This is a genomic window from Flammeovirga agarivorans (genome assembly GCF_012641475.1).
In the GTDB taxonomy this organism is placed as follows: Bacteria; Bacteroidota; Bacteroidia; order Cytophagales; family Flammeovirgaceae; genus Flammeovirga; species Flammeovirga agarivorans.
In genome coordinates this window covers 498318-512074 of record NZ_JABAIL010000003.1, presented here as the reverse complement: position 1 = coordinate 512074, position 13757 = coordinate 498318, and the positions used below count along the sequence as shown (strand labels likewise).

Sequence of the window (13757 nt, the reverse complement as noted above, 5' to 3'; positions counted from 1 at the left end):
TGTAATGTATTTTTATGTCTTCAACTTGGGGTGCATAATGGCAAACCACAACCATGGTACTAGCGAACAAATGATTGCCGCTGGGTAACCAAAAGGCAATTCTGGTGCTTGCTTTTGGTGTGCTAGTGTATGATATTTCTTTGATGCTTTATAGTGATGATCTGAATGCCGCGTTAATTCAAATAAGATAATCCTACCAAAAGTATAATTTGCATTCCAAGAATGACAAGGTTGTACTCTCTCATAGTGACCATTATCTAATTGTTTTCTCTCTAATCCGTAATGTTCTATATAATTAATGGTCTCTAACAATAAGATTCCGATAATTCCAGAAATGATTAATAATACGGTGATTTTAAAACCAAATAACATGAACAATACACCTATATACCCTAACGAAAGAACTAAATACCAAAGCATATTATTTTTCCATGACAACCAATCACCTTTTAAGATCTTGAATTGAATTTTCCATGAATCAATGTAAGACAGGAAAATACTTTTTAGCCAAAATAAATATAAGTACTCTCCTTTTTGTGCTGTTGCTGGATCTAATGGTGTAGCGACATGATAATGGTGTCCTCTATTGTGTTCTATATAGAAATGCATATAGAAAGAGGGTAATAATAATGACTGAGCCATTAATTGTTCTTTCTTATTATTTCTATGTCCTAACTCATGAGCTACATTAATTCCACTAGTCCCTAACACTAAACCCAACCCTAACAACAATCCGATCAATTCTGTTGTCGAATAATTATTATGTATCAATTGGTAACCACCAAAGAACACTAAGCCATATACCCAAATAACATTGATGTATAGAAACCAGTCATACACTCTTGAATAAGTTTTATTGTTTGGATCAGAAACTTCGGATGAAGTCGGGAGCAGTAGATCCATTAATGGAGTGATGACAAAACTAAATATCACAGTTAGCCAAGATAGCCAACCGCCAAAGAGAAAGCCTATAAAACAAGTGATAGGAATACAATAGGCTGTCGTGTATTTTAGTTCCTTTAATAGAGTAGTAAGCATTGTTAGTGTTGGTATAATTTGGAAGTAGATAGTTTCAATCTACATAAATATTTGGTATTTCAAAACAATACGAGGTCAATTCTACTCTATTGTTTTACAACAATTTACAAACTAATTCCACCCTATATTTGTAGTACATATTTTTATAATTCAAAAAAGCAGAAGATTTAATTTAACCTTCTGCTTTTAGTATTACAATGCTGTATCGTACACCCAATGTCCATTTTCTTTAATAAAAGTGGACTTTTCATGAATCATATTGGGTCTCCCTCTTTCTGTGAAGTGAGCTTTAAACTCAACAATACCTTCTATGTCTTCTTCTTTTCCTTTTATGCTCTGAATAACTTCTAGCCCTATCCATTTTACACTTTTCGCCCAACGGATAATATCTCTTCTTTCCGACCTAGTTTGCGGTCTTGTCTTAGAATGATGGCTTAGATTAAGGTACTCTCCATTTGCTAATGTGAATGCAGTATACCTTGAACGCATCAATTGTTCTGCAGTTTTTACATCCATAATATTACCATGGGCAATACCACAACATTCTTTGTATGTTTTTTTACTTCCACAAGGGCATGTTTGATCCGAATTCATATAATTCTTGAATTTTAAAACTTATGCTACCTAAATAGATCTCCTATCTAAGTCATGCTTCTTAAGCGTAACATATAATAAAATACCTAATGTTGAACAAGTAAACATCACAATAAATGGAGGAAATAATGTTCCGTTATTAAAACTACTTGCGATAGCACCAGCCAAAGATCCAATGGCAATACCAACTACTCTCATTTGCGAATTGGCTAAACCTGCTACATTTTTCTGATATTTCTCCAACGCAATAGATGTTGCATTACCAGATAAAAAGCCTAAAGATGACAAGTGTGCCGTTAACAGTGGCAACACAATATACATATTCGGTTCAGCTACAGAAATAGTAGATAATATTATAGCTAATGTACTAATATGAATCCCTAAGCCAATATGCAGTAATTTTCTTGGAGAATAGGTCTTCACAAGTACAGAATTCAATTTATTCATAATGATTAAGGCACCACCGTTTAAACCAAATAACAAAGCAAAATTGGATGCATTTAGTCCGAAGTATTCCTGATATACAAATGGAGCTGTAGTTAAATAAGTATATAATGCTCCAGATGGTACTGCCATAGCAGACATATATGCCAAGGCAGGTTTATTCGAATACACCGTTTTTATTCCCTTAAAGAAGGTCATGTTCGATGCATTTTCTGGTACTCTATTCGTTACTTTTAGTTGAAGAGGAATAAAGACAGCCACCATATAAATAGCAATAAATATAAAGATCGAAGGCCAACCAAACTGTTGTAATAACCCCGCTCCGATTGTTGGAGCGACCAAAGGTGCCCCCATAGCAATCATCATCACCAACGACATGATACTAGCTGCCTCTTTTCCTTGAAATCGATCTCTAACAATAGCCGCAATAGATACACCTACAAACCCTCCGCCGATGGCTTGTAAAGCTCTGCCTCCATAAAACATTTCTAAAGACTGTGTAAATACTAAGAATACACTTCCTATTGTAGCGATAATTAAACCGGCAGAAACAATCCATTTCCTACCTAAACGGTCAGAGTAATATCCTCCAAACAATTGGCCAAAACCAAAAAAGAAAAAGAATAAGCTCATACTTAATTCTACCTTTTGGAAAGGCACACCAAAATCTTCGGCAATCTGACCAAGTGCGGGCAAACAGGTATCAATATTAAATGGCCCAATCATAGCCAATGCCCCTAATAGCAAGACGAAAAAGTTACGTTCTTTTTTATTCATTTATTCTACTTAATGTTTCGATGGTTTGTACGAAGGTTGTTTGTTTTTATTCCTAATACAAGTATTTAATGTAAAACCTGTTTAAACAAATGATATCTTTACAAGAATTAATTCGAATAGACAATTTTTGAAACAAAAAAAGACAAGTAGCTTAAAATACTACTTGTCTTTTTTTCAAATTTCTTATGATTAGTGGAGTGGTTGATTGTTTTGAAAAAAACTACCCTCTCGCCTGTTGAAATCTGAGTTCGTTGAGCTCTTGTTTGTGACGTTTAATACGTACTTTGATGTGCTCTGTATCCTTCAGTGAAGATCCATTTGATTGCATTTCGTGGATTCTTCCTTGCATAGTTGCAACTTGCTTTTCTAAGCTTTCGATGGCTGACAAAATAGTGTTTTCCATTTTCAATTTATAAGAGGTGATGGCCTTTATTTTGATACCCTTAAATACGGTAAAATGAAGTACAAAAACATGTTAATTAAGGTTTGTTTAGACATTTTATAAAAGCTTAATCTAGAGGTAAAATGGTGTTGATTTTACGCGAATTAATTCATTAAAAAACATTGATTATCATCACCTTTTTGTCAGTTTTAAGTCACCACCCACTAACACGAATTCAACATAATTTAACCTAAAATTGACATGTGACCTTTTTCTGTGATATCCTCATCACAATACATTAGCTTATATCGTACTATTACGATTAAGTAAACAATTACATCTATATTTAATGAACTATCAGATCAATTTTTAGAATGAAAAGAATTATTATACTTTTCCTTTTTTGTGTGAGTACTAGCTTGTTGGCACAGCAAAACGATTGGGAAAATGAAAAGATAACACAAATAAATAAGGAGGCTCCACATGCCACATTATACTACGATGCCTCCTCGAATAATGTTACCCTTTTAAATGGAAAATGGGATTTTGCCTTTTATAATGATATCACAAAAGTGCCAAAAAACCTTAAACCTAATAAGTGGGAGAAAATAGATGTCCCGTCTGCTTGGCAGATGCAAGGATACGGCTCTCCTATCTATACAAATATTACTTATCCATTTGAAAAAAATCCACCTTTTATCAATTCGAAGGTGGGCAATTCTGTAGGCCTTTATCAGCATCAATTTTCTGTTGAAAAAGACGCTTTAGATCAAGAAGTATTTTTACGTTTTGAAAGCGTTTCTTCTGCATTCTATTTATGGGTCAATGGTGAAAAAGTTGGGTACAGCCAAGACAGTTGGTCACCTGCAGAATTTAATATCACAAAATATTTAAAGGAAGGAAATAACTCTTTAAAAATGCAAGTGATCAGATGGTCTGATGGAAGTTACTTAGAAGACCAAGATGGTTGGAGAATGAGCGGTATTTTTAGAGATGTTTTTCTTATCAAGAGATCAAAATTACATATCAATGATTACTTCATTCAAACAACAGATGTATCGAATAATTCTGCAAAAATTCAACTAGAAATTGATCTTAAAAATACAAATGAAAAAGTTTCTGACTACCAGTTAAAATATAGCTTAACCAATAATAAAGGAAAAATAGTTGTCAAAGGAAATGAGGCGATCAATTCACTTTCAACAACATTTAAGACAACACTTAAAAAACCAGAGCTCTGGTCGAATGAAACGCCTAATTTATATCAGCTTGACATCTCCCTTTTAAAAGCTGGAAAAGTTGTTGATCAGATTCAGGGTAAGGTCGGTATTAGAGAAATTCTTATTTCTGATAAAAACGAAATTCTATTAAACGGTCAGCCCATTACTATAAAAGGAGTAAATGTGGTGGAACATGATCCTATTTTTGGTAAATACATCCCAAAAGAGCGTATCGAAAAAACGGTCATGACGTTAAAGAAATACAATTTCAATACAGTTAGAACGTCTCACTATCCTGCTTCACCTTACTTTTATCAACTATGTGATCAATATGGTTTGTTGGTGATTGATGAAGCTAATGTAGAATCTCATGGTTTTGGTTATAAAGAAAACGAAACTTTAGCCAATAACCCGAAATGGGAAAAACAGCATGTTGAACGTATTGAAGCAATGGTTGAAAGAGACAAAAACCATCCTTCAGTAATTATGTGGTCTTTTGGTAATGAAGCAGGTAATGGTGTTAACATGACTGCAATGCAACGTAAAACTAAAGAGATAGATACCTCTCGACCTACGCATTATCACTTTGCAACTCTACCTTCTTCTTTTGATACTTATGGTGGAGGTTTCCCTTTACATCACAAAAAACAAAATAGATATATCGATATTCCGGATCTTGAAAAAATAGCTCAAGATGGTGTAGATAAACCTTATATTCTGAATGAATATGCCCATGGAATGGGTAATGCTATGGGTAATTTACAAGAGTACCAAGATATTTTTGAAAAGTACCCTGCCATGATTGGTGGTTGCATCTGGGACTTTGTTGATCAAGGAATTACTAAATCTATTGACGGTCAATATGGAAATCAGATTCAAGATGTTGATAAAGCACATCAACAGGCTCAGCTTCCGGGTGAAGATTACTATTGGGCCTTTGGAGGGGATTTTAAACACGATTTCAGTAATGACAATAACTTCTGTATGAATGGTGTGTTTATGTCTGACTTAACACCTACTCCAAAAAGTTCACAGGTAAAACAAGTATTCCAAAATATTAACTTCACAATTCAGGGTGTAAATAAAGTAGTTATTCGTAACGAGTTTTTATTTACTAACCTCAGCGAATTTGATTTCTCATGGAGGCTTTTAAAAAATGGAAAGGAAAGCACTAGTGGAGATCTTCAGGTAAAGCTTTCTCCTTTGGAACAAGGTACTTTTACATTAAAAAATGCTCCGACAGATTTAGATCAAAATGCTGAGTATATTTTACAATTTTCTGTAAAACAAAGAGAAGAAACAGCATGGGCAAAATCAGGTTATGAAATTGCTTATGCAGAAAAAGTGATTCAACCTTATACATTTAATCCTTTAGATAAAGCTATTTCAGCAGCTAAAGTGAATAGTGAAGGCAGAGAAATCGAGATTTCTTCGTCATCATCTAATATAAAGATTGATAAAGGAACAGGTGAAATTGTAGCCTATACCAAAAATGGAAAAAACTTTTTTAATGGAAACATGTCTTTAGATTTCTGGAGAGCTCCAATTGACAATGATAAAAAGTTAATGGAGATGTGGCAGAAAGCAGGTTTCGATAAAATGATGTCCAAAGTACAAAATATTACTATTGAAAATGGACAGGTAAAGATTGAGAAGATCCATCAGGCACAAATGTCTAAGTTTATCTATTACACTACTGAAACATTTGGTCTTTCGGAAGAAGGTGAATTATTAATCGATTTAAAATTATCTCCCGAAACTGTAAGGACTAAAGCTGCTACAACTTTACCGAGAGTGGGTTATACGATTAAGGTTACAAAAGATATTGCACATTCTACTTGGTATGGTAAAGGACCAGGATCATCTTACATAGATCGTAAAGTAGGTATGCAAACGGGTATTTATACAGCATCCATGGAGGAACAGTTTATCAATTATGCGAAACCTCAAGAGAATGGAAACAAATCGTTAGTCAGATGGGTGAAGTTCCACAACGACCAACAAAAAGGGTTAGCAGTAAGAAGTTCGGATTATATCAACTTCTCAATTCGAAAGTATACTGTTGAAGACCTTGAAAATGCATGGAATACTTGGCAATTAGAAGAACATCGGGATTTCAATATCGTTAATATTGATTTTATTCAAGGTGCTTTAGGAAACGGTTCTTGTGGAGCAATTCCACTTAAAAAGTACTTTGCTCCTGTAACGGAATATCATTTTAATCTTGAAATTGGTTCTATTGACCAAGAGATTGAATTAGGAAAATAAATAGACAGTAATCAATACAATTTAAGGCCTGAGGTGAATAACTTCAGGCCTTTTTTATACACCTACCATACCTATTAAAATACTTTCAATCCGAAATTTATATTTTTCAGTAACTATTTAAAATTCAGCAGAATGGTCCTATCGTTATTAAAGTTTCACACTTTAAACAAATAATTATGAAAGTTCAGAACTATGCAGAATTAATGGTTGCATTAGATACACCATCCATTCAACAAATTACTATCACAGATACAATTTATGTTCCTCAGAGTATTCACTTGCCCAAAGGCTTAATATTAGAAGGGATCAATAAAGAACAGTCTGGTTTATTCTTTGGTGATGGAGACGGTATCGGTTTAACAGAGAATAATACAGTTCAAAACCTAACTGTTCAGGTATCTCCTGTTAATAGAGCATTATTTATTAGTAGTATTCATGAGAACCTTGGGAAGGTGACACTTCAAAACTTAAATGTCACAGGGCAAATCCAATTAATTACTAGAGAGACTACCCAACAATTACAACTTAAAATAAATGCGATCGATATTGTGTCTGCAGATGTTCGTCAAAGAAAGGAAACCCAATCCTATTTTGGTGTTGAGGTAGTTCAAGGGGCACTTACCGTATTTAATTTCTGCACAGATAATAAAAGTGAGATTCAATTAGAAATTGATGGTATTTCCATTGGTCGTAAAGAAGCACCAGTGTTAGGTAGTGGTGTTCTAATCTCAGGATATGGGGTAACTGGAGGAAAAGTAGTCGCTGACTTAATTAACACCAATGCGATATATTCTAATGGAATGCTTCCGCTGGGAGTCAATAATATTATTTCTGGTAGCTTATTTATTATGGCTGGTGTAGAAGTAGAGCAAATAGTAAATTCTAAAGAGTTGGTTACTTACGGAGTAAATGGAATGGTCCTCGACAACTGGGGAAAAGTAAGCAATTGGATTGCTAAGGATAATATTATCTCTTATGGCCCAAGTGGTATTGGTTTTGTAAATTTTGGAGTTGTTGAAAACTTTGTATCAAAAAAGAAGATCGAAACTTTTGGCTTGGGAGCTAGAGGTTTTAATCAATATGAAGGAACGATTGACAAAGCCCAATTTAATGAAATCATTACGCATGGAGATGGAGCCATTGGTATTCAAGTATCTAAACCAGTAGGTGAAATTAGGATAGATAAATCGCTAACAACATTGGGTTCAAAAGGAAAAACACTTGTTAAAGGACAAATTTTTGAGCTCTCTGCTGATGGAATTAGTGTACTACCAAAAGGTACTATACAAAAATTACATATTGAAGAAGGAATAAGAACGGAAGGAGACGGCGTTGTTTCTTTAAAGGTAGCAGGACAAATCCACGGCTATTCAAACAATGGAGAAGTTTTAGCGAACGGTAGAGACGCAAAAACCATTGTTATAGAAGACTCTGGAGAAATCAAGAATATCTAATCAAATGATAGACGAATTAGAATAACTTTCTCATCAACCTAAGAATTTATGTTAGGTTGATGAGAAATTCCAACGAATAGAGGCTGTAATGTGTTTAGGTATATGTAACAAATTACCTAAAGCATAATCATCCCATTTGTAAATGAACTACTCTATCGCTCTACTAATTATTGGAATTCTATCCGTACAGTATACCTTAGCACAAAACCCTAAAGACTATATATCCGGTTTTTTCTATAAAATGGATATCTCAGCATATCAAGGAGGGGAATACCAATTTACAGCGCGAGCTAAATCAGATACATTATCACCTAATGCTGGGTCTTATCTTTATGTGCGAATGGATGGAGAGAAGGATAACCTATTGTCTTATCAAGGAAGTGAAACTCCTATTCAAAAACACCAATGGGAAACGTATTCTATTCGTGGAAAAATCAATAAAAAGGCAAAGTCTATCTTAGTGGGCGGACAATGTCTGTTTCAAGGGAAATACTTTTTTGATGATTTCGTTTTAAAGGTCAGAACCAAGAATGGGTCATGGAAAGATTTTAATCTTCCCAACTCTGATTTTGGAGTAAATCAAAAAAATCATACTTCACAGAGATTCACCTTACCCGAACAATGTACGGTTTCAGTTCAAGAAATTGCTGATAAAACAAAACCACTGGTTGTTGATGCTAGTCAAATCATTGTCCATGGTTTTAATGATCAAGCCGGAAAGTATTTAACATGTAGAAATGTAACCTTCTATTATGAAACTTATGGTGAAGGAGAACCTTTATTACTACTTCATGGAAATGCACAATCCATTAAAGATTATGCTGCCCAAATTCCCGTCTTGGCTAAAAAATATAAGGTAATAGCTGTAGATACAAGAGGTCATGGTAAATCTACAGAAGATGGCACCCCCCTTTCCTATAATCTTTTCGCCGAAGATATGTTGGCATTTATTGACCATTTAAAGATAGAAAAAGTGAATGTGCTTGGTTGGAGTGATGGCGGTAATACAGCATTGATCATGGCGATGAAGGCACCTGAAAAAATCAATAAACTCGCCGTTATGGGAGCTAATCTTTATAATGACAAGACCTCTGTATTACCAGAAATCAACAGTCAATTAAGAAAAAGAATAAAAGTAATAGAGAAAAAGAACTTAGCAGATACATTCGAAGGGCGTTTGCTATATTTATTAAGAGATGAACCCAATATTAACCCTGAGGACTTAACAAAAATCGATTGCCCTACCTTAGTTATGGTTGGTGAAAACGATTACTTCTTTAAAAGTCATACTCGACTCATTGCTGAAAAAATTAATAATGCTCAACTCGTTGTTTTTGTTGATGGAACACATGAAGAACCTATAAAAAATCCAGATCGATTTAATGCCACAGTACTTTCCTTTCTTGAGGAGAAAAAAGTGAATTGATTATTTGATAAAAAAAGCCTAGGAAATTCATCCTAGGCTTTTTTAAAATAAACGATTACTTCTGTACTATATTAAAACATCACTTTGTGTGTTTTAATACCGTTAGATGTCTTTATATGTATGATATAAATCCTTTGTTTTGAGAATTGATACGCTACTGTTGAAGAAGCATTTCCTCTATCTAATTCTTCTTGTAACAAAACACTACCTAATTCATTATAAATCAAGATCTCACCACCATTCTGCGTAATATAATCACTCTTAACTGTAACAGCATTTGGTGTTACTTGTAACTGGATTGATGAAGTAACATCATCAACAGAAGTGATTACTTTCGACTTCGAAATAATTAGATTAAATCTATTTGAATTCGATACTTCATCAGAAATAAATGAGTATACATCGTCCTCTGAAAGTTCTGTGAATGTATTAAATTCCTTATCCTCAAGTACTACATAATAATCACCTAAAGCTTTTAAATCAGAGAATGTCAGTGAATATTCCTCCTTCTCATTTACATCTATAAATAATGGAATTGTTACTTCACCGTCATTAAATGGTAGGTAATTAATCGCCATTTCAGCTTCTTCATTCATCTTAGAATAAAGTCTTACTCCATTGTTTCCGTCATGCTTGTAAGCATCAAATCCTTGATCGAAACCTTGAGTTGCTGTATCAGCAAAACCAACCAGTGTTTCGTTTTGAGCATTTGTTCCACTACTCTTCAGATTGATTTTCACTAATGGGATTTCTGATTCTACAGACTCTGTAGCTCTATATGCTCTGATACTTTCAATCCTCATTTCTTTTGAGAATGTTAGATCGTTATCATGTAATTGAGCAAAGAAACCTTCTCCTGCAGCGATACTACCATCCCATGTTTTTAGGTGATTACCTACAGCTCCCAATTGTGTTACTGTTAGTAATTCATCCTCTCCTTCTGCATTTACTTCCCATAAATACACCGCGCCTAAACTATTTTCATTCGCAAACATCAAGTCATTATAATCGATATATGCGTTAAAAGGATTGGAGAAAGTATGGTAGCTTGTTTCACTTACAGAACGTTCCATTTTAAGGTCTTCTGAAATTGCCACACCTGAGAATGTGAATGTTGAAGCTTCTGTTGCCAAATATCCTTCTCCACTTTGTAGTACTGAAGATTTTTCAGTGATAAAAGCACTTCTCAAACCATTTTCCGCAACTAATGTTGGATCAAAAGAGTTGAATGTAATGTCTTCTTCTGGTAATCCTTCTGAAACCATTGGTCCAACCAATCTTAGGTTCACCGTCTCTTGTGATACTACCGCTGCTTCTGATTGTTCCATTGTTCCATTCACAATTAAACTACCTCCTGAAGCCATTGTAATCGTTCCTTTGTGTTGTAAATCTGAATTTACGATCAATGAATAATCATCGCTGATCATTACCTCTGCTCCTTCTTGGATTTCGACATTTCCTAAAGTCACATTCGATGTACTTACTGAAAGTTGGTTATTGGCATGCTTGCTAATATAAACATACTCATCTTCACCAGGTACTCGTTGTTCGTTCCAGTTGGTAGCAATATTTCCATCACTGCTATTTACTCCCAACCATACTAATGATCGGTATTCGTAAGCTCCTGCATCCGCAGTATATTTTCTTGCATAACCAGTATGGTCAGTAGATAACGAGTTGGAAGACAATGCATGATCGATGGCTAAACTACCACCACTAATCGGATACATGCTTGTACCATCTTCTGCTGTTTCCTTTCCGATTTGAGTTCCATCAATATCTTGATTGATATGGTTATCAGACTCGCTCTCTGTCCATTTTGTTAACTGATAAACTTTACCAAATACATTGTTAAAGACCTCTTTAGAGTTACTATTAGCAAAATTGATATCATTATTATCAAACGTACCATTTTGTCCAATCAATGAATTGTAGCAATAGAAGTAAGGCATTCCAAGTTCTGTTCCCACAAAAGAAACTCCGTATTTATTACCGTTTGATGTGTTATAAGCAATAGTGTTGTGGTTAAACTTAACAGTAATGTTAGAACTTTCTCCGTCAAGGTGTAATGAACCTTTGATTTGCATCGCTCCAGATTCATTCGCTGCATTTTCAGCAATGATTGTGTTATTAATTTCTACCAATACTCGGTTGTTTAAACCATACTGAGCATTTCCATCCACCGTGATACCTCCAGAGTGTCCAGCGGCTGAGTTTCTTGAGATCACAGAATTATTAATTTCTACCTTCATATCCTGTGTCGAAGAATTTTTTGAGAAAATAAATAATCCCCCACCGTTACCACTAGAGCTATTATCGTACACATCAACGTTCTCTAGTTTTAGATTCGCTCCGCCTGCACTAATTGCACCACCGTTCTTGTCTGATGTATTTTTGTAAATATGAACATCTTTTAAAGATAATAATCCCGATACTGTTTCTGTCTTAATCGCTCCGCCTGTGTCTTCTGTAGAGTGACCATGTCTTAAACCTAAGTGTTCAATGTTGACTGTATCGGCAGAATTACCAAAATAAATTAACCTTTCAGTTGACTCCCCATACACATCTGATGCTTGAAGAATATCTTTTGTAGGGTCTTCACCTAGGAACGTAATTCCTTGTGTAAGTATTAAAGATACCGTATGAACACCTCTGATATGAATGGTGTCATTTTTTGATACATAGTTCATCGCTTCAACAACAGATCTATATTGCTTATCATTTAAAACAACCGTATTCTCATCATCAAAAGTGATTTCACCACCTTCAAAAGCACCCGCATCTGGAGTTCCTTGGCGAGGAAGACCTAATGCATCGGCAGTAGAAGTACTACCCTCTGCGAAGTCTACTGCACTACTTAACTCTGAGATAGTCAACACCTTAACAAGTCCATCACCTTCTAACTCATCAGATAATTCTAAGAAATAAGTATTGCTGTCAATATCCTTACTGTTATTGTTTACAACTGGAGTTCCGGCGATTTTACCCATAAAGGTATTGGTCACTGTCGCATTCGCATTATTAAATTCAATATCTGCCTGCGATGAAGTACCACTTTCAGAAACAATAGAGTTCGATAATGTAAAATCAACCAATTGATCTCCTGCTTTAGCAAAGTTGATTCCCTTACCAACATTATATGCAATTGTTGAATGGTCAACCGTTACCTTTACACTAGCTTCTGTTGAGTTTGATGCTAAATCATCCGTTCTGACAAACAATCCTGCTCCTGCATTCGTAGTCGAAGTATTACCAAAAACAGTCACATTTTCTATGGTTACTTCTAATGGATTTCCATTTCTATAACGTCCATCGATACCAATACCACCCCCTGCTTTTGCAGTAGTATTATTGCTTATTGTAGAATTTTTAATCACAGCAACAGTTGCCTCCAATATCGTTTTGCTTGGTGCAATAGAGATACCGCCACCATAGAATTCTTTAGAAACTGTTGTTGAGTTATCCTCAATCACTGAATTATTGATAGTCAAGTTACCTCCAATCGAAGAGATACCACCACCTCTACCGGCAGAATGATTGCTTTTAATGATCATATTAGAGAAACTTACTAAACCTGTTACATCAGTGATTTTTACACCACCTCCATCAACTCCTTCGGTCAATGTTTCTCCTCCTGTAATTGTAAAGTGATTAAATGTCACTTCAATATCACCTGATGGAATAGTTACAACAGAACCTCCATTGATATCTTGGTCTTTTAAACCTTCTAAAATATCCTCAGTCGCATTATCACCTTGAAGTGTCAATGATTTTGCAATTGTAATTTGCTCTTTATGAAGGCCATTAAATGTAATCACATCTCCAGAAGATGCATCATTAACAGCTTCCTGTATAGTATAATATTGTGTTGATGTCGTTGTATTGAATACGGTATTAACGGGATCAAAAGCTTTCTTCTCTCCTTCGTATGCACCTGCATCTGGCGTCTCTTTTCTTGGTAATCCTAAAGCATCTTCACTGATTGTACTTCCTACTGCAAAATCTAATGCTGCACTTCTGTCTCCAATTGTTAGAACCTTTACAGCACCAGCCATATCTACTAATTCTGATGATAACTGAAGATCATAAACATCGTTAGTCAGGTCTTTACTGTTCGTAATATTCTCTATTGGTAAGGCATTTACTTTACCTAA

8 protein-coding genes are annotated in these 13757 nt (G+C 34.8%); 3 read left to right on the top strand and 5 right to left on the bottom strand.

The annotated features are described in order from the left end of the window. Positions 1–12: 12 nt before the first annotated feature. The 4 genes from HGP29_RS11135 to HGP29_RS11120 all read right to left on the bottom strand — a co-directional run bounded on the left by HGP29_RS11135 (position 13) and on the right by HGP29_RS11120 (position 3256). Positions 13–1038, bottom strand: coding sequence for an alkane 1-monooxygenase (locus HGP29_RS11135; RefSeq protein WP_168882479.1), 1026 nt, complete (start codon positions 1036–1038; stop codon positions 13–15). A 192-nt stretch (positions 1039–1230) separates the two neighbouring features. Beyond that, positions 1231–1632, bottom strand: coding sequence for a YchJ family protein (locus tag HGP29_RS11130; protein ID WP_168882478.1), 402 nt, complete (start codon positions 1630–1632; stop codon positions 1231–1233). Between the two features lie 30 nt (positions 1633–1662). Next, positions 1663–2853 (bottom strand): multidrug effflux MFS transporter, encoded by a 1191-nt coding sequence (locus HGP29_RS11125; RefSeq protein ID WP_168882477.1) that lies wholly within the window; start codon positions 2851–2853, stop codon positions 1663–1665. Positions 2854–3073: 220 nt separating this feature from the next. Next, positions 3074–3256, bottom strand: coding sequence for a hypothetical protein (locus HGP29_RS11120; RefSeq protein WP_168882476.1), 183 nt, complete (start codon positions 3254–3256; stop codon positions 3074–3076). Positions 3257–3609: 353 nt separating this feature from the next. Between HGP29_RS11120 and HGP29_RS11115 the strand changes: the two genes are divergently transcribed. The 3 genes from HGP29_RS11115 (at position 3610) to HGP29_RS11105 (ending at position 9603) form a co-directional block, all read left to right on the top strand. Next, positions 3610–6723: a glycoside hydrolase family 2 TIM barrel-domain containing protein gene (locus tag HGP29_RS11115; protein WP_168882475.1), complete on the top strand. Its 3114-nt coding sequence runs from the start codon at positions 3610–3612 to the stop codon at positions 6721–6723. 176 nt (positions 6724–6899) lie between these two features. Continuing rightward, positions 6900–8177: a hypothetical protein gene (locus HGP29_RS11110; protein WP_168882474.1), complete on the top strand. Its 1278-nt coding sequence runs from the start codon at positions 6900–6902 to the stop codon at positions 8175–8177. 142 nt (positions 8178–8319) lie between these two features. Beyond that, positions 8320–9603, top strand: a complete 1284-nt coding sequence (locus tag HGP29_RS11105; RefSeq protein ID WP_168882473.1) for an alpha/beta fold hydrolase — start codon at positions 8320–8322, stop codon at positions 9601–9603. A gap of 71 nt (positions 9604–9674) precedes the next feature. Here HGP29_RS11105 and HGP29_RS11100 read toward each other — a convergent pair. After that, the coding region (locus tag HGP29_RS11100) for a choice-of-anchor Q domain-containing protein (RefSeq protein WP_168882472.1) at positions 9675–13757 on the bottom strand (4083 nt) is incomplete at its 5' end.

Bases quoted from the DNA above. Each gene is read 5' to 3' on its own strand.
- HGP29_RS11135 (WP_168882479.1), bottom strand. From the start codon at position 1,038: ATGCTTACTACTCTATTAAAGGAACTAAAATACACGACAGCCTATTGT.
- HGP29_RS11130 (WP_168882478.1), bottom strand. From the start codon at position 1,632: ATGAATTCGGATCAAACATGCCCTTGTGGAAGTAAAAAAACATACAAA.
- HGP29_RS11125 (WP_168882477.1), bottom strand. From the start codon at position 2,853: ATGAATAAAAAAGAACGTAACTTTTTCGTCTTGCTATTAGGGGCATTG.
- HGP29_RS11120 (WP_168882476.1), bottom strand. From the start codon at position 3,256: ATGGAAAACACTATTTTGTCAGCCATCGAAAGCTTAGAAAAGCAAGTT.
- HGP29_RS11115 (WP_168882475.1), top strand. From the start codon at position 3,610: ATGAAAAGAATTATTATACTTTTCCTTTTTTGTGTGAGTACTAGCTTG.
- HGP29_RS11110 (WP_168882474.1), top strand. From the start codon at position 6,900: ATGAAAGTTCAGAACTATGCAGAATTAATGGTTGCATTAGATACACCA.
- HGP29_RS11105 (WP_168882473.1), top strand. From the start codon at position 8,320: ATGAACTACTCTATCGCTCTACTAATTATTGGAATTCTATCCGTACAG.